The organism is Brachyspira pilosicoli (assembly GCF_036997485.1).
GTDB classification, from domain to species: Bacteria; Spirochaetota; Brachyspiria; order Brachyspirales; family Brachyspiraceae; genus Brachyspira; species Brachyspira pilosicoli_C.
The window spans coordinates 750,130-770,604 of sequence record NZ_JAWLPU010000001.1 but is presented as its reverse complement, the minus strand read 5'-3'; the positions used below and the strand labels follow the sequence as shown (position 1 = coordinate 770,604).

24 protein-coding genes are annotated in these 20,475 nt (G+C 25.9%); 22 read left to right on the top strand and 2 right to left on the bottom strand.

The annotated features are described in order from the left end of the window. Nucleotides 1-26 precede the first annotated feature (26 nt). Nucleotides 27-995 (bottom strand): helix-turn-helix domain-containing protein, encoded by a 969-nt coding sequence (locus R4I97_RS03430; protein WP_335783698.1) that lies wholly within the window; start codon nucleotides 993-995, stop codon nucleotides 27-29. Next, nucleotides 992-1,738 (bottom strand): histidine kinase, encoded by a 747-nt coding sequence (locus tag R4I97_RS03425; protein ID WP_335783697.1) that lies wholly within the window; start codon nucleotides 1,736-1,738, stop codon nucleotides 992-994. The genes R4I97_RS03430 and R4I97_RS03425 overlap by 4 nt, the downstream gene beginning before the upstream one ends. Before the next feature lie 545 nt (nucleotides 1,739-2,283). Here R4I97_RS03425 and R4I97_RS03420 point away from each other — a divergent pair. From R4I97_RS03420 to R4I97_RS03315, 22 genes are all read left to right on the top strand, one after another. After that, complete coding sequence (locus tag R4I97_RS03420; RefSeq protein WP_335783696.1) at nucleotides 2,284-3,084, top strand: hypothetical protein; 801 nt, start codon at nucleotides 2,284-2,286, stop codon at nucleotides 3,082-3,084. Continuing rightward, nucleotides 3,081-4,682 carry a hypothetical protein gene (locus tag R4I97_RS03415; protein ID WP_335783695.1) on the top strand — a complete coding sequence of 534 codons (1,602 nt, stop codon included), beginning with the start codon at nucleotides 3,081-3,083 and terminating at the stop codon, nucleotides 4,680-4,682. The genes R4I97_RS03420 and R4I97_RS03415 overlap by 4 nt, the downstream gene beginning before the upstream one ends. 187 nt (nucleotides 4,683-4,869) lie before the next feature. Beyond that, complete coding sequence (locus R4I97_RS03410; RefSeq protein ID WP_335783694.1) at nucleotides 4,870-5,748, top strand: phage tail protein; 879 nt, start codon at nucleotides 4,870-4,872, stop codon at nucleotides 5,746-5,748. Between the two features lie 350 nt (nucleotides 5,749-6,098). Next, nucleotides 6,099-8,450, top strand: a complete 2,352-nt coding sequence (locus tag R4I97_RS03405; RefSeq protein ID WP_335783693.1) for a phage tail protein — start codon at nucleotides 6,099-6,101, stop codon at nucleotides 8,448-8,450. Between the two features lies 1 nt (nucleotide 8,451). Continuing rightward, on the top strand, nucleotides 8,452-9,048 hold the full coding sequence (locus R4I97_RS03400; RefSeq protein ID WP_335783692.1) for a phage tail protein: 597 nt from the start codon (nucleotides 8,452-8,454) through the stop codon (nucleotides 9,046-9,048). An 11-nt stretch (nucleotides 9,049-9,059) separates the two neighbouring features. Then, nucleotides 9,060-9,638: a glycoside hydrolase family 19 protein gene (locus R4I97_RS03395; protein WP_335783691.1), complete on the top strand. Its 579-nt coding sequence runs from the start codon at nucleotides 9,060-9,062 to the stop codon at nucleotides 9,636-9,638. Between the two features lie 20 nt (nucleotides 9,639-9,658). Next, nucleotides 9,659-10,123 carry a hypothetical protein gene (locus R4I97_RS03390; RefSeq protein ID WP_335783690.1) on the top strand — a complete coding sequence of 155 codons (465 nt, stop codon included), beginning with the start codon at nucleotides 9,659-9,661 and terminating at the stop codon, nucleotides 10,121-10,123. A gap of 5 nt (nucleotides 10,124-10,128) precedes the next feature. After that, a complete protein-coding gene (locus R4I97_RS03385; RefSeq protein WP_335783689.1) occupies nucleotides 10,129-10,407 on the top strand; it encodes a hypothetical protein in 279 nt (92 codons plus the stop codon). A gap of 64 nt (nucleotides 10,408-10,471) precedes the next feature. Then, nucleotides 10,472-10,705, top strand: coding sequence for a hypothetical protein (locus tag R4I97_RS03380; RefSeq protein ID WP_335783688.1), 234 nt, complete (start codon nucleotides 10,472-10,474; stop codon nucleotides 10,703-10,705). Nucleotides 10,706-10,742: 37 nt separating this feature from the next. After that, a complete protein-coding gene (locus R4I97_RS03375; RefSeq protein WP_335783687.1) occupies nucleotides 10,743-10,922 on the top strand; it encodes a hypothetical protein in 180 nt (59 codons plus the stop codon). A gap of 421 nt (nucleotides 10,923-11,343) precedes the next feature. After that, nucleotides 11,344-12,555: a phage capsid protein gene (locus tag R4I97_RS03370; RefSeq protein ID WP_335783686.1), complete on the top strand. Its 1,212-nt coding sequence runs from the start codon at nucleotides 11,344-11,346 to the stop codon at nucleotides 12,553-12,555. 171 nt (nucleotides 12,556-12,726) lie between these two features. Beyond that, entirely contained in the window at nucleotides 12,727-13,617 is an 891-nt protein-coding gene (locus R4I97_RS03365; RefSeq protein ID WP_335783685.1) for a phage capsid protein, read from the top strand. Nucleotides 13,618-13,880: 263 nt separating this feature from the next. Then, nucleotides 13,881-14,243 carry a phage capsid protein gene (locus R4I97_RS03360; RefSeq protein WP_335783684.1) on the top strand — a complete coding sequence of 121 codons (363 nt, stop codon included), beginning with the start codon at nucleotides 13,881-13,883 and terminating at the stop codon, nucleotides 14,241-14,243. A gap of 22 nt (nucleotides 14,244-14,265) precedes the next feature. Then, nucleotides 14,266-15,315: a phage capsid protein gene (locus R4I97_RS03355; RefSeq protein ID WP_335783683.1), complete on the top strand. Its 1,050-nt coding sequence runs from the start codon at nucleotides 14,266-14,268 to the stop codon at nucleotides 15,313-15,315. 84 nt (nucleotides 15,316-15,399) lie between these two features. Beyond that, nucleotides 15,400-15,699 carry a hypothetical protein gene (locus R4I97_RS03350; RefSeq protein WP_335783682.1) on the top strand — a complete coding sequence of 100 codons (300 nt, stop codon included), beginning with the start codon at nucleotides 15,400-15,402 and terminating at the stop codon, nucleotides 15,697-15,699. A 296-nt stretch (nucleotides 15,700-15,995) separates the two neighbouring features. After that, nucleotides 15,996-16,373, top strand: a complete 378-nt coding sequence (locus R4I97_RS03345; RefSeq protein ID WP_335783681.1) for a hypothetical protein — start codon at nucleotides 15,996-15,998, stop codon at nucleotides 16,371-16,373. 61 nt (nucleotides 16,374-16,434) lie between these two features. After that, nucleotides 16,435-16,998: a hypothetical protein gene (locus R4I97_RS03340; protein ID WP_014934138.1), complete on the top strand. Its 564-nt coding sequence runs from the start codon at nucleotides 16,435-16,437 to the stop codon at nucleotides 16,996-16,998. Continuing rightward, nucleotides 16,976-17,245 carry a hypothetical protein gene (locus R4I97_RS03335; protein WP_335783680.1) on the top strand — a complete coding sequence of 90 codons (270 nt, stop codon included), beginning with the start codon at nucleotides 16,976-16,978 and terminating at the stop codon, nucleotides 17,243-17,245. Before R4I97_RS03340 ends, R4I97_RS03335 begins: the two co-directional genes overlap by 23 nt. A gap of 33 nt (nucleotides 17,246-17,278) precedes the next feature. Next, nucleotides 17,279-18,655 (top strand): phage tail protein, encoded by a 1,377-nt coding sequence (locus tag R4I97_RS03330; protein WP_335783679.1) that lies wholly within the window; start codon nucleotides 17,279-17,281, stop codon nucleotides 18,653-18,655. Between the two features lie 170 nt (nucleotides 18,656-18,825). Next, nucleotides 18,826-19,245 (top strand): hypothetical protein, encoded by a 420-nt coding sequence (locus R4I97_RS03325; protein ID WP_335783678.1) that lies wholly within the window; start codon nucleotides 18,826-18,828, stop codon nucleotides 19,243-19,245. A gap of 8 nt (nucleotides 19,246-19,253) precedes the next feature. Next, on the top strand, nucleotides 19,254-19,721 hold the full coding sequence (locus R4I97_RS03320; protein ID WP_335783677.1) for a PTS sugar transporter subunit IIB: 468 nt from the start codon (nucleotides 19,254-19,256) through the stop codon (nucleotides 19,719-19,721). Nucleotides 19,722-19,730: 9 nt separating this feature from the next. After that, the gene (locus R4I97_RS03315) at nucleotides 19,731-20,462 is read left to right on the top strand and encodes a BtpA/SgcQ family protein (RefSeq protein WP_335783676.1); all 732 of its coding nucleotides are present in this window, start codon (nucleotides 19,731-19,733) and stop codon (nucleotides 20,460-20,462) included. The last annotated feature ends 13 nt before the right edge of the window (nucleotides 20,463-20,475 follow it).

Below are 20,475 nucleotides of genomic sequence, written 5' to 3'. Positions count from 1 at the left end.
ACTTGCTATTTTTTATTAAAAATTAATTAATACTTAGAAAATTTATTTACAAGTTCAACTCTATTTTTTACACCAGATTTATAATATATATTTGCTACATGATTATTAACAGTATTTAATGATATATCAAAAATTAAGGATATTTCTTTATTCGTTTTACCAGATAATAAATAAGACAATATTTGCTTCTCTCTTTTAGTTAAATTAAAATCATTATAATCAGATTTTTCTTCCAACTTAATATTATTATCTTTTTCCCCATCATTATTATTATTGTATAAACTATTAGATATCCTCATATTATTAGATTTTATCATACTTATAAAATACCATAATAAATATCCTAACATCACTAAATTCCACCATGTATAAAATAACATTAAAGTTACATCTATAGAATTTGTATTCATAAAATCTTTTCTATAAATAATTAGCTGATATATAAGAACTGGATAAATTAGTATAGTTATTATACCTAAAACTTTCACTATAAATTTAATTGTTTTATCTTCTATATTTTTATAATTTAAAAAACCTTTTATAAGTAAGTAAAATATAGATATATAAAATATCATACTTGATAAAATATATATATTAAATGATGTGAGTATTCCTACAATACTTAATACAAAATAAAACACAGATAAAATTAAATATGATATATTAGTTTTCAAACTCCATTTTATTTTTAAAAACCTGTATAAAAATGCAGGTATAAAATAAAGCATTAATGCCATAGCCAAAGTTAATATAAAGAAATAAAGCATATTAAAAATATTGTTAGAAGTAAAAGATGGTAGAGTTAAAAGTGTTATTAGTCTTATAGTCCTTATAAAAATTAATATGCTGAATGTAAATAAAAATATTATATAATATTTAAGCCATAAAACTCTCTCTATTACATAATAAATAATAGAATAAAATATAGTAGAAAAACCTATTACAAAAGATAATAAGTAAAATATTAAAAGCAAATAATTAAATACGTAATTCATAAACCACTTTTTATAGGAAATATAATATTTATCCTTCTTTTACTTCCTATACTATCAAACCAAATATTTCCAGAATGCTTATTAATCATATAGTAAGCTGTATATAAAAATATATTATTAAAGTATCTGCCATTATAACTTATTAATGGTGTTTTGAAAAGTTTTCTTTTTATATCTTCAGGTATATTATTAGAATCAAAACTAATACTTATAAGAATATTATCCTTACTAAAATTTAATAGATTATTATTTTCATTAAAAAATAAAAATCTTTCATCATCATAATTAACAAAATTATATGATACATCGATAAAACCATTAGATTTTATTGAATTATAAATAAATAAAAATACGTAATATATAGAATTAGATATCTTATTCTTATCTATCAATACATTAAAATTATTGTTTATTTCTTCTCCTAATTTTATTTTTACCCTTTTTGAAATAAATAAATTATAGCAATTATCTATTACATTATTCATAAGAATATTTATATTGTCTATATTTTTATTTAATGATAAATTACCCAAAGTTATATCATTAAAATCATTAAGTGCTTTCATTGTTATATTTATGAGAAAAGATTGTCTTATAATTGAATCTTTATCTTCATTTATTTCATCAGTTTTATCTATGTTTTCTACATATTTGGATATTGTGAAATTATAGTTTTGTATATCATAGATAATGTTAGATATTAATAACTTTATTTTTTTATTTGTATAAAGAGTTTTTCCCATGTTTTTATTATAACATACAAATTTTAAAAAATCTAATTTTGAATTCAAAAAATGAATTTATAATATGAATTTATATTATAAATTTACTATATAAATTTTACTTAAAAATTCATAATATTTATTTAAACTTATCAACATTATAAACAACTTATCAACATATTTAATTATTGAATTCATTAGATAATTTATTATATTTGAATTCAATTTTTAAACTATTATATTCTCTTGTATATATTAATATAATATATTTTTAAATTTTAAAAATTTATTGTTATTATTATAACGTTAATATGTTGATAACTTTTATATATAAGAAGAAAATAAAAAAATTATTTTATAAGATGTTGATAAGTTATTTTATATAAACAAACCTCAAATTATATGAATTTCATAAATTCAAAAATAAAATTTATAAAAAATTTATTTTAAAATTTAGTTAGCAAGTTGATAATTATTATGCACTTATTAACAGTTTATTAACATTTCTTATAATCACTTATATTTTTTACATAGATTATATAAAAAATAACATATCTGGAGAGAATATGTCATATAATTTTAAGTTAATTGTTAGAAATGGGCATAATGAAGAGATTTTGGATTTAATAGATTTGAGTTCTCAGATAAAATTATCAGATATAAAAGTAGATTTAAAAACAATAGAAGGTAATAAATATACATCAATAAAATCTGGTATAGGAATCATATCATCAGGAAGAAAACTTGATTTTGCAATACCTATTTTCGAATATAAAAATAATTTAGGAAAATGGGTAAAAATAGAATCTCAATATACAAAATACACCACTATGATTCTTTCAAATAACTCAAATAGATATTTTATAAGAATAGAGTTTGAAAATGAGATTTATGAGGCAGAATATATAATGACTTCTGTTGGGGGATATACTGTAAAATATATAAACAATTTAGGCGTTATAAATATTTCTCTTGAATCTTTAGATAAAACTTTTTTAAGGCAAAAAGAAGACACTTATAAATTAAACATTACAAATGAAAGTAAGCAAGATATATATTATAAATCTTTGAGTTTAGTTCCTACTGCAGTATCATTTAGTTTAGAGTTTGATAATATAATAGGAAATGAGCTTTATTTCTTATTTGCAAACAAGCAAAACTTTGGAATAGAGGCAAACATAAATGACATAAACACTGAAAGATGCATAGTTAATTTTGATGGAGAAACTTTAAAAATAAATGGCGTTATATATGATTATAAAGGCATAAGACCAGAGCTTAATGTTGGAGATAATATATTTTATTTAGGCACCAATCAAACTTGCACAAATGCCTATATAAGATATAGAAGGGGTGTTTTAATATGATTATGCCTTATCATTTTTTAAGCGGTATATATAAACTTCCTCCAAGTGAATATAAAAAATTTGAAGAGACAGGAAGCTATATAAAAATAATTCCCTACTATAATAATAAATATTATACAGAAAGAGAAACAATATATACAGAAAACTTTTACAAAACCTATGAGTTTAATTTAAATAAAAGAGGCGGAAGCTCTGGCAAAATAAGTTTTAATATTACATTAGACAATATAAATATAAACGATAAAGTAGAATATTTTTTAAATGGCAATAAAAAATTTGTAGGCTATATTGAAAGCATAGATAATTCTGGCTTAAATGTTACAGTTATTCCTATATGGGGAAGGCTTCTTCATCAGTACATACAAGGAGATTTAATTTTAGAATCTACTAAAGGTGTTCTTGATACAGTTTTATCTCTTAGAGAAAAAATAGAAGAGATGGGAATAATTTTTGATGAGAAGAACATTGATTTAAATAACGATAAACAAATAACAATGTCTTTTAGCGGTAAGAATGTTTCTGATATACTCGATGAAGTAGAAGAGAATATATCAAAAAGCTACTCTTGGGGTGTTGATATTAATAATACATTTTATTTTAAAGAGTTTTCTAACATTCCAACTAAAAAAATTAATTGGCATAATAATCATTTTTCAGAGAGTGAATATACAGAGGATTCTTCAGATTTGGTAAGCAGATATATAATAAAAATGAAAGACAGCATTACAGATGAAAATGGGGAAATTAAAGAAGTTTATAGAGCTCTTCCAAAGATAGTTGGTGCAGATAAACTATATCCTGCAATACCATTAGAAAAAGAGATAGGCATAAAAACAGATATTTTTGAACTTAATTATAAGCTTGAAAATTATGACCTTGCATATAAATATGCTTATCAGTTTTTAACTAATCAGGAGAAAAAAGAGAGCGTTCAGCTAAAAAACATAAATTACAACCTAACAGATATTAATATAAATGAATGCGTAGAGTGCATATTAAAGCCCACAAACAATTTTTATAAAATAATAGATTTCAATGAATTTACAATTATAGAAAGCCATTTAAATGAAGTTTATTCAAGCGATATAATAGATATTGATAGTGCAATAGAAACAAGAAAATATCCAAACTACAAACAACAAAATAGTGTGAAACTTTCTGATATAGATAAATATTATAAAGATGTATGTAATCATGTTTATAATATTACGAAGATAGCTATATTTTTTTCTGATGGTTTAGAAGATAAAGAAAGTAATGTTAGTGCATTGTTTCAGGTTGAAGACGGAGAGCATACGCAAAGAAAGTATTGCAAAAATGGTTTTGCTTTATTTGATGTTTCTGGATATGACAAAAGAAATATTATAATAACATCAGAGAGAAGCAATATACTTTATGAGAAGTTTATATGTTTTTTTGACTGTGGTTCTAAGACTGTAGAGATGAATGTGAGGAGCATTAATTATAAGTTTGAAAATAATCATTTAACAGTTGATGCGGAATTATCAAAGATGAATGTAAAACGCACTAATTATTTATATGACCAAGAAGAGCGAAGGAAGAAGTTGGAGACTCTTTTAACCTATTCTGAGAGCTAATTCATAAACTATAAAAATACCAAATTTAATCTCAATATATAGTAAAAATTTTAAGTTTGTCAATTTTTTTGTTGTTCTTTTTCCCGCCTTCGCGGTGCGGACTTCGTCAAAGAACCAAAAAGTGCAAGTATATAAATAATATATCTATTATTCTATTATTTTAAAAAATTTATCTTAAGGAAATTTTATGTCATCAGGAACTATATTAAATTATTTCGGGCTTGCAAACACCTATAATCCATTTACAGATGAGAATGCATTACAAGAGGTTCATAATTTAGATTTCGATATACCTCTTTTAAGCCCATTTAAAAATGCTGATTATGTTGCAGTAAGCACAGGCCTTTTAACTACTTCACTTTCTTTTTTGAATGATTCCATACTTCAAGTAATAGACCCAAGCACAAATAAAAAAATAACAGATTTAAATCCTATAATTGGAGACATAGGAAATGACAAATATATGCCCAAAGAAAATGAAGTTTTTTGGTTTAACAAAGAAGGTTTAAGAGGTACTTATTTTTTAAGTTCAATCTATGCAGGCAAAAAATTTAGAATAGCAAGCGGAAGATATATAACAACTTCAATAACAAGTTCCGTTCTTAATGATATGTTTGAAAGAACTATTGGAGTGCCTTCATATATTGAAGATATAAACAACAAAATAGAAAGCATTAAAAATAATTCTACTTTTGTATTAAAAGAAGTTATAACAAAAACAGGAGAAGGCAATCAAAATTGGGTATTGAATTGGAGGGAAGATTTAGAGTATTTACAAGTATGCGGAGTAATAGAAGGTGATACTAATGCCCTTATAAGCTTATCTTCATTTGGACTTTTTAGTGATATTTCTGATAGTGCCCCTTTGATAGGCTATTTTGGAAGTTATGCAAGCTATAAATATTTTGGAGGCGAGTTTCAAAAAAACATAATAGGCAATTTTAGCGGGCTTCCAAATTTAATGAGCTTTCCTATTTTGGAAGATAAGAAACCAGTGTTGGCTTTAAAAAATAACGGCAATAATAGTATAAGAGCTACATTATATTTTTTGGTACGCAGCAAATAAAGGTTTCTATAAAAGTTTATAACCTTGTAGTATAGGATTCATGAAAAGTTCAAATGTTATAGATTAATATTAAAAAAACATGAAGATAAAAAATGTAGCCTTTTTGGTTCTTTGCGGCTGCAAAAGAACTGGGGTGTGGGGCGAAGCCCTGCAAATAATTAAAATTAAAAATTTGATTTTTACAAACTTAAAAATTTTCAATATACAACTTAACAATTATATGTTGTCATATTTGCATTTTGGCTATGATTCACAAAGAACTAGCTTTTTATATTAATTCTTTTCAATATGTTTTGAAACAAATCTGTAAATAATAAACAATCATAATAAAAAATTTGGAGTAAATATATATGTTTCTTAATGAAAATAATTTACAAGCTCCTTTTCAATACAAGATAAGCGAGAATAGTTTTAATTTAGAAAAAATAAATAATTCATTGCAACTAAGTAAGGATAACAGTCAGATAAAAGTTTTTGAAGGTGAGAAATTATTTTGTGTTGATATAGGATACGGTATAAATGGTGCTTTAGAGGAAATGGAGTTTATTTTAGATGGTGTTAGAGTTTATCCTGTTTTATTAGATGAAATTAATTGTATCAGAGAATTGGAAGAGGTAGAAGAAAATAAAATATACCTAATAAAAAATGATATTAACTTTAAGAGTATAATTTTTTTATCAATAAATCATTTAAATAAAAAATTTGAATATTCTATTACAGCCTATAATACAACATTAAGCTCTTGGATGTTTGATTATATAGCAAAAAAGATTAATAGTCTTGATACAGATTATCCTATAAAAAATTATTATAATAAAACTAATTATAAAATAAATGATATTATAAAACACAATGGCTATTTGTATAAGGTAAATAAAGATTTTTTAAGTGATGATTCTGATTATTATTTAGAATCTAATTGCTCTATACTTACACCTTTCAAGAGTTTAGAAATTGGGATTAATTATAATGCAGGGGATATTTTAGAATATAAAAATAAGTTTTTTGCAGTGAGTGAAAATTTTGTTTATAGAGAAGAAAATGATATTTACGATTTTGTTAAGCCTCTAATTGAAATAATAAATTGGTTTGATGGTATTAAACGTATTTACAAAAATCAAATAATAATAAAGAATGGAATTTTTTATTTGGTTTTGGACTATGCAGAGAATCCTGTATGGAATAATTTACTAAGAGATAAAAAAATAGAAATATTGTCAAAAGCTTCTAATATATTTTATGATGATAGTAACACTTCTTTCGGAGATAATACAAATAATCTTCAGCTTGCCATAGAAAAATTAAAAAAAGATATAGAAAATAAAATTCCAACTGGAAGTTCAAATTTAGCGAACAATATTTTGTATGATAATTCTAAAACCAATTTAGTTTATAAAACAGAAGAATATGATTTTCCAAGATTTAAATATAATATACCAGAAAATATTGAGTTATTACTTAACGACGGTACAAATAATTATATAGCAGCTATTACAAAGCAAGAAGATGGAAGTTATATTTTAAGCTGCAATATTGAAAACACAAATAAAAACGATATTAATTTAATAATAAAATCTATAGATGGCGATAGTAATATTTATAAAAACTATTCTATTATAAACCAGTTTTTTAATTTTAATGAATTATATGATTTAGAAGAGATTGAAATAAATATAAATACTAAAATCAAATTTGTATTTAATTCTTCAAATATATTGCTTCAAATAATTAATGTACCTTTAGAGTCTAACATTTTTTTGAGATTAAAGAATAGAGAATTAAGAAATCAAGATAAATATTTATTTGGATTAAGTGAAGCATTTATGGGAAGCCAAACAATAATAGATAATTATATTTTAGAGTTTGTACAAGATAATAATACTGTTAAATTATCAGGGTCATATACTTTAAAAGAAGGTGCTGGTGCTCAGATAATTTTTTATAATCCTATTGTAGAAAATTATTTTAACATAAAAACTGAATTTTCAGATACTACAGGTATAATTTCAAGTAGTGGCAAATTAATAAAATATACTATAAGCAAAGCAAATAAAGATGATATGGATGTATATTTATTATTTTTACAATATGAAGATGATGATATTATAAGCGCAGGTGAAAAAATAACTTTTAATTTAACTCCAGATAAAAATTTTATTTTAAATAAAGCTTTAAAACCAGTAGAAAATGTTCAGGAACTTGGAGAGAGCTTAGCTTTAAGATATATGATAGCTCCGTATTATGTACAATACCCAGATGTAAATGGTAATTTTAACAATAACGAAGAGCCATCTGTTTGGTTTAAGAAGATGTACAACGTTGCTACTACTTGGCAAATAATATTTAATGATAAAAGCGCATTTTTTAGGACAGAAGGTTCAAAGTCAGGTGTTGCTCGTATTAATGGATTACAGCCTTATGGTATGCCTAATTTATCAGGAGCTATTTCCTCTAAAAATCCATATTCACCTGTGGCAGCCTTTATTGGCGCTTCAGGTGTATTTTCACTTCAAGAAAACTATGAATATTATATTGATGGTCGAAGTTTAACTGGTGGAGGATATTTCTATATAAATATGAACACAAATAAACAAATAAAAGAATATACAAACGACTTAGTAGTAGACAACTACCAAAAAAGAATATATAAACTATTATCTATTAACGGTCAAAAAGTGAGCGATATAATAGAAGGAGTTTAAAATGATATTTGCTATATATAATAAAGATACTTATAGATGTTATTTTGTTGAAGGACAGAGTATTGATGATTTTAAGTTAAAGCCTAATGAAGCTATAAAAGAGCATAATAGTAATGATTTAAGTCAGACGGATATAAGAGCTTATAATAAAGATGGTACAGTAAAGAGTTTAGAGCAGCAATTAAAAGAAAAAATTATTGTTCTTAAAGATAATGAAATAATTGATAATGGAATTATAAGAGAATTAAATAAAAATTATGAAGATGATTATATTATTTTAATTGAGAAGGGTTTAGAAGAGTTAGATAAAAATAAAAAGATAGTAGAAAAGAACTATAAAAAGTATATTACAGAAAAGTCTATTGAAGAGAAATACAACGATAGTTTGATCACTAAAGAAGAGTATAACGCTTATATAGTCAATCAGAGGCAAAGTCAATATATTAATAATATAGATGGTATGAGAGCGGAGCTTTTAGACGATGTGCTTAATAGTTTAGCAGAAAAAGGCTTGCTAAATGAAAGTCAAATTAGTGTATTAAATAGTTTACAAGATACTAGAGCTAAAATAAAAACTCAGTACAAAAAAATATTATGAGGTATTAATATATGATTGACATAAAAAAATATTTAGTTGCACTTAATATAGATTTATCTTGGGAGAGTATATTAAAAAAATATTTACTTGCCTATAACATTACTAAAGAAAAAGATATAAAAATGTTTTTGGCTCAAACTAGTCATGAGAGTTTAAATTATAAAAGACTTGAGGAGAGTTTTAAATATAGACCAGAAGTTTTAATAAAAGTCTTTCCAAAATATTTTAATACTCTTGAAGAGGCAAAGAATATTTTATATAGAGGAGATGAAGCTCTTGCAAATAGAGTATATGGAGGAAGGCTTGGCAATAATTTTGATGAGGGATATAAATATAGAGGAAGAGGAATAATACAGCTTACAGGAAAAAGCAATTATATACATTATGGAAAACTTCTTAATATTGATTTGGTTAATAATCCTGATTGGCTTTTAGAGAGAAATATTGCTGTTAATGTTGCCTGCTGTTATTGGATAAATAGAGGTCTTTTAGGTGTTGATGATATAAGAAAGGTAACTAAAAAGATTAACGGCGGATACAATGGTTTGGAAGATAGAATTAAAAGATATAAAAAAATAGAAAATCTATAAAAAGATATTTAAGGTATTTTATGATTAATAATTTGGACAAAAAAATATTTAATTATAATAAAAGCTATAATAAAAAAAATAATTTTGAAAACAGATTAACTCAAATAGAGACAATAGTGGGTATAAATAATAATGGTACTCCAAATGGAAATGGTATTATTAATATGCTTGAATGTTTTAACAAAGACATGAGTGAAAATAAAGAAAACTTAAAAGACATACATAAAGATGTTAATAATATAAAATTTAAATTAGGAGAATTAGAATACATATTAAAAGAGCATCAAAATACAAGAAGTTTTATAGAAAAAGAAATCTCTTCAACTAAAATTGACATTAAAGAAATAAAATCTGCATTACAAGATAGTATTACAACAAAGAGCATAGTAAAAATAAAAAATATAATCATAGGACTTGGTGCTGTAATAGTTGCACTTAGCACAATTATAGGTAGCATAGTGTTTTTTGCAAATAAGTTAGGGTGATAGTAATGAATAATAAAAGTTTAAATAAAAAAATAGATGAAATATTTTCTTCAAAAGGCATAGGAAAAAAATTAAGCCTTATTACAAAATTTATTACTTTTACAATCGGTATAATAATATATTGTTATGTTGTTTATTTTAATAAGACAATACCAAGCAAAGAAGCAAGTATATCTATAATAATATTTATGCTTGGATGTTCTTCTGTGATGTATGGGGTTGATTTGAGTTTGATAATAAGGAATATTAAAGGTGATAGCAATAATAAAGATTCTCACAAATAAAAATACTTATATAATTTTATTTGTATTAATTGTTTGCTCTTATATTTTATTTTTAAATTTAAGTTTGCAAAGTAAAAATAAAAAGATAGATGACTTAAAAATAGAAATAGATTATCTTAATAACAGTAATTCTTTTTTATATAAAGATTTAATATTTAAAGAAAAACAAATTGATGTAATAAAAAGTTTTTCAAACAGTACAATGCTTATTAATAAAATGACTAATGAGGTTTTGGATAATGAAACTAAATATATTGTTGATACAATTAAGAAAGATTTTTATAGTTCTTTTAATTAGTTTATTGATTAATTTATTTTTTTTATCTTGCAGCAGTGTGAGTAATAATGTTTGTGATTTAACGCCTCCTCCTTCAATATATATTATAAGAGATGTTAAAACAAAAAAGGATTTATTAAAAAACTATAAAGATGCCACTATAAAAATTTCTCATTGGCAGAATTGGTATAATGTACAAGTGGGAAGCAATTATTTTTATTATAGCAATTCAAACTAATTGGGCGGCAGATGAAGACTAAATTTAATATAAAATTTGGGTGGGTAGTAAAAATATCAGTATAAAACTAAAAAGAAAAATATTGTAGAAGTTACAGATAGTATAAAAAGTATATAGGGTGGGCAAGTGTAATTAAATTTTAAAACTTTATTTACATACCCCGCCCTTTATTTTTATAGTGTATTTTTAAAATTGTAGTTTAAATTATCTTTGTATTAGTTTAGAAATGTTAATACCCACCCAAGCTTTTATTTGCTTTGCATACATTTTCCGCACGGTTAATAAACTTATATTTATAATAAAAATTATAATTTTCGTTTTATTAATATTTTTTATTTTGTTTAACGTGCGGTGAATATTTACTTATAATCACTTATATTTTTTATATATATTATAAAGTATTAAAAAACGGAGAATAAAAATGCTTGAGAATAATGAAACTCAAAACAATCAAACCGTAATAGAGAAAATAATAGAGAGCTATGATGCAAAATTAAAAGATAAGACTTTAGAGATAGAAAAACTAAATGAAGAGTTAAATAAAATATCTACAAACAATTATTATAATGGAGTGCCCGATTTGCATTCTAATAGAGGAGATTTTGGCGATGATTTTTCTTTTCCAAGCAAATGGGCTTTAACTTGTAAAAGAATGGAGAACTCTATTTATTTAGAGCCAATACTTCAATTTTATAGGGGTATTTTTAATTCTTTTAATTATGAATTAGAAAAGACAGATGAATATTTTGAGAGTGTAAAGGTAAGAAATGCTTACAACTTTATAGACAAACAATTTAAAAGAGCTGGAGGGCTTAAGAGTTTAATAGTTAATGCTGCTTATAATTCTTTGGTTTATGGCTTTTGTTTTTTTACTCCGAAATTAGAAGTTTTGTCTGCAAAGAATTATGGATTTAAGGGTAAGCTTGACGGTTTAAGAGGTTTTAAGTTTTATGATGTTTCTTCTATAAATAGCTTTAATTTTTCAAAAGAAGATATTGATGAGATTGAATCTATTAGCATAATAAATAAAAATAATTCTACTATTACAAATATAAATTTTGATTTGGCAATAGCAGGTTATTCTAATTATGGAGATATTACAGGCGATGTAATAGGAAAGCCTTTTTTGTATAGTGCTTATTCGCTTTGGCAGGTGCTGGAATCTATGGACAATAGTTTTAATAGGAACTTAAAAAATATAGGTGAGCATAGTTTTAATTTTGTGTCAAATTGCGAGCTTAATGACAGTAAGAGAAAAGAGGTTGAGAGGGAGATAAGAAATTTTGTTAATAATGGCGGCGGAATATTTATTTCAAAATACGGAAAGATAGAGAAAATTGAGAGTATAGATGCTAATGAATGGTATAGCTTTAGAGATAGCATGCTTTCAACACTTTTTAAAAACAAGGGAGTGGATATTAAAGCATTAGGGTTGAACAAAGGAGCAACAAAAAATTTAGCTGACCTCACTCAAGCAAACGCCTTACTTATGGCAAGTGATATTGTTGAAGGCATCATCAATAATATAAATGACAGTTTTATGAAGAGATACTTTGATTTGAATTTTAAGAGTTTAAGGCTATTAGGAGAATGCGATTATTTTAGGATTAGGCATTCAATAGATAAAGATTGATAATTTATAATCCTCTATATTTTATAAATATATTAAAGAGATTAGGTTTTTTGCTTAATCTCTTTTTTATTTTCTATAAAAATAAATTTGAATCAAAATTATAAAAATTATAAGAACTATAACAATTATCAAAACTACAAAATTATAAAACATAAAAAAGGAGAATTCCATATGCAAGAAAACAAAGTAAAAAAATATAAAATTCTTGGAGATAGTTTTAAACAATATATAGCTGTTTCCAAAAATACTTTCTCAGAAACTAAAACTAATAAGATTACTGAGAAGAATGTAGAAGAGATTATATCTTCATTTGAGAAAAAAAATGTTGAAGTGTTTGTTTATATGGGTCATAAAGAGGATGAAGAGAGAGCTGCTATTGGTAAGGTATTGAAGTTAGAAAAAGATAATGAAGCTGTTGGAATATATGCCACTATAGAATGGTTTGATGAAAGCATCACAGAGAAAAAATCATTTTATCCTTCTATAGAGATGGTTGGAAAAAAAGTTAAAGAAGATGATGAGTTTATTTATTGGGAGAATTGTGAGATTAAGGCTATTGCTGCTGTTGAATATCCTGCTAGTAAAAGTGTTGATTTATTATGTGCAAGCGGAGTTATTGAAGTTAATGAAGAGTATATAAATAACATAAAAAATATTTTAAATAAACTTAATGATGAGGCAACAAAAGAAAAAGCAAAAGAAGAGTTTTTGAATATATTTAGAAATGATGAAGTATTTCAAAATATGATAATAGATTTACTTTTAGAGAAGTTTAAGATTTCAGAAAAGAGTTTAGAAAAATCAAATTTATCTGCCATTACTTATGGTGATTGGTGTAATGAATATGCAGAAAGTCAGAATGCAGTAAGATGCTCTTCAAAATCTGAGAGCGATACTTATGTGAAGGCTAAAAAACTTTTTAAGGCTGGTTTAAGCAAAGAAGAAATAATGTCTATAGTGAGAGATGATTTAGTTCCTATAGGAGTAGGAGGTTATGAGAGAGTTAGTTTATCAGCTATGGGTAAGAATAAGTATGAAGAGATTTCAAGGATGTTTAAATAAAATGGTCTAGCTGCCACGCCACCACTTCTTTTTATGACAGAAGAGAGTACATACTACCTGTAGCAAAAAATCAAAAAGGCTGCATTTCAAGCTCAAAAATAGGTATTACCTTAGATTTTATACATATTCCAAATATATAAAGCTAAAGAACTTGCACTTTTTGCAACTTTTTGCGGCGGGAAAAAGTTGAATAAAAGAACTTATATTACACAATATAGTTATTTATGTGTATATAAACAAATAAAATAATATTAGGAGTCGCTATGATAATAAAATCTGGCATAGGTAATGATGAAGATAAATTACCAAAGAGAGGCTTTCCTGTATCCATTAAAAATAAAGATGGAAAAGGAGTTTATGCCTTATATGAAGAAGGGTTTACCTTTGTTGGGGTTGCCTTAGAAGATGCATATAGTTATGTGGATTTCGGACTTAAGTCTAATTGCATATCTGTGTGCTATAGTGGGAATGTTAATTGTGTTGCGGCAGAGAATTTAGTTGCAGGCGATATAGTTGTGCCTTCTGTTGATGGATTTAAAAAGTCATTAGACGGCAATGGGGTTGGCATAGTTATTCGCGGAGGCAATGCCAATTCTCATATAGAAGTGCTTTTAAAAACTATTTAATAATTTATTATAAGGAGTAATAATGAGCGTACCAAATTTTCAAAGTATACAAAATAAACTTTTTCCTATAATCAATCAAGAGCTTCCAAAATATATGGGGCAGACAAACTTTGTAAGTAAATATATACCAGAGATTTTTGTAGGAGTCTCTCAAGGTGCTATAGGCGGAGATTTAGACAATACTGCTTTTAATCTCAAAAACATGTACGGCGGAACTTCTTTGGGCGGTCTTAATATATTTAATGATTATCCAAGACATGAGTCAAGAGTTTTTAAGATGGAGCCTGAAGAATATTATATTGGCATAGACATAAACAGAATAGAGGAGATTAATGAACTTTATTCTAAAGATGAGAAAAAAGCAGGAGAAGAGATATTAAATTACATAGCACAGAAGTTAGTGTCTAGGCTTGGACTTTTGAGAGAAAGAAATTTAGCTGCAAAAGTTACAGATGCTTCTTTGTATGGGAGTTCTAATACAGTTGATTTAACTGCTAAAGCAATAAGTTCTTGGACAGAAACTGATATTGATAATTTCTTTAGTTCTTTTATAGATTTGGCAAAATATTTAAATTATGCTGTAGGCGGCAATTTGTTTAATGACCAGATGGAAGTGCAAAATAATGGGCAGAAACTTTATATAGTGATACCTATAGATGTTTATGTGAAGCTTCAGGGATTATTTAGATTATTTTCTAATTATGTGTCTATGATAGGCAATTCTAATGACGGCAAATATAAAGCATTTAAGCCAGATATATTTAATGCCGTAACAAGCGGTATAACAGTTGTAGGTACTGCTTTTAGAGTTGCTGATGACCATGAAATTGAACAGAAGTATCAATTAGAAAACCTTACTGATATATGGACAGGTTCTTCTATTTATATGTTTACAACTTCATCTAATATTTTGGATATGGCTTCTATAAAAGAGGTTGTGTATTTAAATCATGATATAAGAGAAGTTGATATATTGGGCAACAATTTGTGGAGAAGCAGAACAAAGAGATGCACAGTAGCTTCTAACCCTTACGGCTTCTGTAAGATAGATTTAAAATTAGCAGATGCTTAATTATATTTAATATTTTTTTATTCAAGAGAGGAAAATTATTTTTCTTCTCTTGTTTTTTTATATATATGTTTTTTGGGAGAGATGATGAATAATAAAAAGTCTTTACTTCATTTTGTAGACGATAGTATAGTTCATAAAGATATTAAGGCTAATGATTATGTTGTTGCTAAGGTTGGGTATTTTTTTAGAGATGTTCATGAGAGAAGGTGCAAAGTTTTAATAGAGAGTGATTTAAATATTTCTCTTACAGATTCTTTTGTAATAATAAGCAAAGAAGAGTCAGAGGAGCTTGTACGCGAGAAGATGAAGCCTAATGATGTGATAAATTATTTGAAAGAAGAAAATAGAAACTTAAAGGAAAAGATAAAGTCGCTTGAGGCTTAGTATATATTGAAAAGATTGTGTTTTGTCAATTTTTATATTTTATAAAAGTGTTATCAACTTTTTCCCGCCTTCGCACCCACAGGCACTTCCTTCGGTTGCTGTGTGGACTTCGTCAAAGTTGCAAAAAATGCAAATATTTTTATTTTAGCTAAAAATGCAGTCTTTTTGGTTCTTTGTGCCAACAAAAGAACTGGGGGTGCGGGGGCTAGTCCCCGCAAACAATTAAAGTAAAAAATAATTTTTAATAAAATGCAAAATTTTCAGTATATAAATAATAACAAAAGGAAGAAATATAAATGTATATATATGAACCAGATTTAAATTATTTTAAAAGCATATTTACAATGTTTGACTATGATAATATGGATTTAGATTTTATTGAAAGCCAATTAAAAAATTATACTCTACAATTTAGAAAAACAATTCTTAATATGAACTATACAGAACCTACAGAAGAAAACAAACTTCCATATATAGCTATAAAAAATTATATATGCTATGAGGTGGCAAGGCTTCTCACTGTTAATTTTGTATCAAACAGCGATTTAATAAACTTTATAAGAAATGAGAGCTTGAGGCTAAAAGAACTTGCTATAAAAGATTTATCAGTATTTATTTCTGGCGATTTATCTTATGAGAGTGTGAGGCTTGATGGGGACATAAGAAAGCCTTAATTATTTTTTATTTTTAAAAATTTTTTAAATTTAAATATTTTTTAAATAGGGTTTTATATATATGATACATTTCAAAAATAGCATTTTATATGTTTTAGATAATTTTATGAACTTTATGGCAGATGATTATATAGATTTTGCTGGAAATAAAGTTAAAGGTGATGGGGAGCTTAATAAACTTTTAGATGACAAATTAAAAATTGACTGTTTTAGTTTGGGCAATATTAAGTCTATGAGCAAATCTTTTTTATGGGCTACTATATCTGAGGGTGAGAGCAAAGGAGGAAACTCATATATAGGAGATAGTGCAGGTTTTACTGATGATATATGTTTAAAGGCAGAAGTTTATAAGGAGCTTAAGGCTGGAGAATCTTTTTTGGCATATACAATGATACCTATTGCTTTGAATCAGGCTTCACGTTATTGGGTGTCAAAGCTTAATGACGAAGGTGAGAGAATTGCATTATCTCCTGTTATTAAATGGGACTCTCCTACTTTTGATGTGGAAAACAGTAAGAGACAGTTTAATGATTTCTCATCTATTAGGGGAGTGAGTTTTTCTCTTTATATAAATTTTAAAATAATGACTGGGAGTTATGAAGATGAAGTTTTTCAGAAATATTGAAAGAGTTAATCAAAAGGTAAAAGATTATTTAAGTTTAAGAGGCAATGTTTATAAAGTGAAGATTATTTCTGCTCCTTCAAATGCTGTTATAAAAATAGACGGAGAAGATAAATATTTTGATGCATACAAAACAGGCGACACTCTTCAATATGATGTGAGTTTAGAAGGATATAACACAAAGCAAGGCACTATAACAGTTGAAGACAGAGATATTTTAGAAAGTGTTGTGCTTGAGGCAACTGCATAAAAATTTTTTTTAAAACTATTAAAGGTTCATTATATGAGTATATTTGATATAAAAGGAAATTTAATGAAAGATGAAGAGGGTTTAAATATTATAAACGGCTCTTCATATAAAGTGAGAATTGCTAAAACAAACAACAGAGATGAAAGAGTAGATTTTACAAGCGATGATGTTAAAGGAAAATATTTAATTTATCCTTCTTCTGTTGGACTTACTCCTGCTACAGAGAGCTTAACAAAAGATTATGTAGGCTCTCCTTCATCAGAATCCTATTTAGGAGCTACAACTTATGCGGGGGATATTTCTTTTGGTGCTTTTGTAAACTCTAATGCTTATTATATGAGTTTGATATGGGCTAATGTGCATACAAAAGAAAACACAGGAAATATTATCTGCATTAATTGTTTTAGCGATTTTTCTATTAAGATGCATAAAAATGAAAACACTATTACTATGCTTGAGATTATTAGAGAAGATGAAAATGGTTTTTATAGTGATTTTATTGACATATATGACTCTATGACTCAGCAGAAATTAATTGATGCTATAAACAACATAAAAAATATAAAAGCATTTCTAATTACAGGCGATAAAAATGACCAAGTAGATTTTACAAACTTTTTAGGAGAGTTCGAAGAGGAAGAAAATAATTATTTAATTAGCTTTAAGAGAGTTGGATTTATAGAGAGCGGAGTATTTAGCGAAGATGCAAAAAAACTATATCCAAGATTTGTAAATATAATTTCTCCAAGATTCGGAGAGACGCAGTATTATAATTTAGCATTATTTGACTCATCAAAAAATATTGAAGGAATTCAGTATATAGGCTGTGAAAGTAAATCTATAAGTTTTAATTTTGCCAATAAAGCATTAACGCAAATAACTTCTTCACTGTGGGCATCTGATGAATATACTTTAGACAAAGACAGTATTCTTAAAGAAGAGAGAGCGGAAGAGAGAGATGTTGTAATGGCTCAAACTTCAAAATATCCAACAAAGCTTTTTATTAACGGCACAGAAGCTACTTCTGTTTCTGATATTGCTGTTGCTTTTGAATGGACTAAAGAAGAGAAATTTAATGTATCAGCAAAGAGATATAATTTCCCAAACAATAAATTTACTTTAACATTTTCAGGTAATGCAGTTTTTAATACTCAATCAAAAGAGCTTTTTTATAATCGTGTTTTAAATGGCAATAGGCAGTCATTTGTAATATATAGCAAAACAAAATTTAGAGGCAAGGATTATCCATTTATATTTGTGAGTGCAGATGTTTATGGAAGTCCTTCTTTTCCTACTATTGAAGCTAAAGATATTTCTGTTTCATTAAATAATTTTAAAGCTTCAGAAGATTCTATTGAAATGAAGAATAATTATTTGATAGCCTTCACAGACAGAGAAGACTTATTTTAAATGGATTTAGAGCTATATAAATACGTAATTTTCAAAACTATATTCATGCATAATATTATAAAAAATAAGAACTATAATATACATAAATACTATTATAATTTATTTTAAATAATATGTTGACAATTAAATATATTTAATCTATACTAATGTAAAAACTGTGGTGTATTTATATGTTTAGATTTATAATGGCTAGTCATGGAAATTTTGCTTCTGGTATAAAAGAATCAATCAACATGATATCTGGTAATTTTGATTGTTTAGAATCTTTTTGTTGCTATGTGGATAAAAATTTTGATATTCATAAATCTATCGATGAATTATTAACAAAATATAAAGAAGATGATGTTATTGTTATAACAGATATTTACGGCGGAAGCGTAAATAATGCTTTTTTAGAAAAGCTTCATCAATATCCAAATTTGCATTTAATATCAGGATTGAATCTATCTTTGATGCTTGCTTTATTATTAGAAAAAGATAATTATTCTAACATAAAAAGTTTGATTACTGACTCTATTAATGATAGCAAAGATTCTTTTAAATATTGTAATGAAGAGTTTAATAAGACATTATCAGATGATGAATTTTAGGAGGTAATATGTTTCTTTTATTAAGAGTGGATCATAGATTAATCCATGGTCAAGTTGCTTTTACTTGGGTAAACAATTTAAATTCAGATTGTATATTGGTTGCTAATGATTTAGTTTCTTCTGATGAATTAAAAAAAACTTCTATTAAGTTGGCCAAACCTCAAGGTGTAAAATTAGTAATTAAAAACATAGACGATTCTATAGCAGCATTAAATTCAGATGTTACAGATAAGTATAAGTTAATGATTATTGTAGAATCAGTTGAAGATGCATATAAAATAGTAAAAAATGTTCCTTATATAAAAAGTATTAATTTAGGCGGAACTAAAACAAGAGAAGGTACTAGAAATATTTCTAAAGCAGTTAATTTATTACCTCAGGAAGAAGATTTATTAAAAGATCTTATTAATAATGATTCGGTTGAAGTTGAAATAAGACAAGTTCCTACAGATAGTAAAGTATTATATAAAGGATAAGTTTTGTTTATGAAAAAGAATGTTTTAGATTTATTTAAGAATAAAAAACCTATTATTGGTATGCTTCATCTTAAAGGCGAAAATGACAAAGATGTATTAGATAGGGCTAAAAAAGAAATAGATATATATTTACAAGCTGGTATAGATGCTGTGACAGTAGAAAATTATTACGGCAACTACTATCAAATGGAACAAGTTCTTGAATATTTGCTTTTATCAAAATTTAATATTATATATGGTGTGAACTGTTTAAATAACGATGCTATGGGTTTTCATCTTGCAAATAAATATAAAGCCTCTTTTATACAGTTTGATTCTGTAGCAGGGCATTTGACTCCAAGAGATGATTATACGTATGAGGCTTTTATAGATATGTATAGAAAGGAATGTGATGCTTTTATATTTGGCGGCGTAAGATTTAAATATCAGCCATATCTTTCTGAAAGAACTTTGAAAGAAGATTTAGAAATAGCACAAAAACGTTGTGATGCCATAGTTGTTACTGGAGATGCAACAGGTCAAGAAACTTCTATTGATAAAATAAAAGAATTTAGAGATATATTAAAAGATTTCCCTCTTATAGTTGGGGCAGGATTAACAGATAAAAATTGTGTTGAACAGCTTAGCATAGCTGATGCAGCAATAGTTGGTTCTTATTTTAAAGATACTTATAAAGATTCCGGCGATGTTGATATTGAACATGTAAAACAATTATTAAATATTGTTTCAACGTTAAGATAATATTATAAAGGTG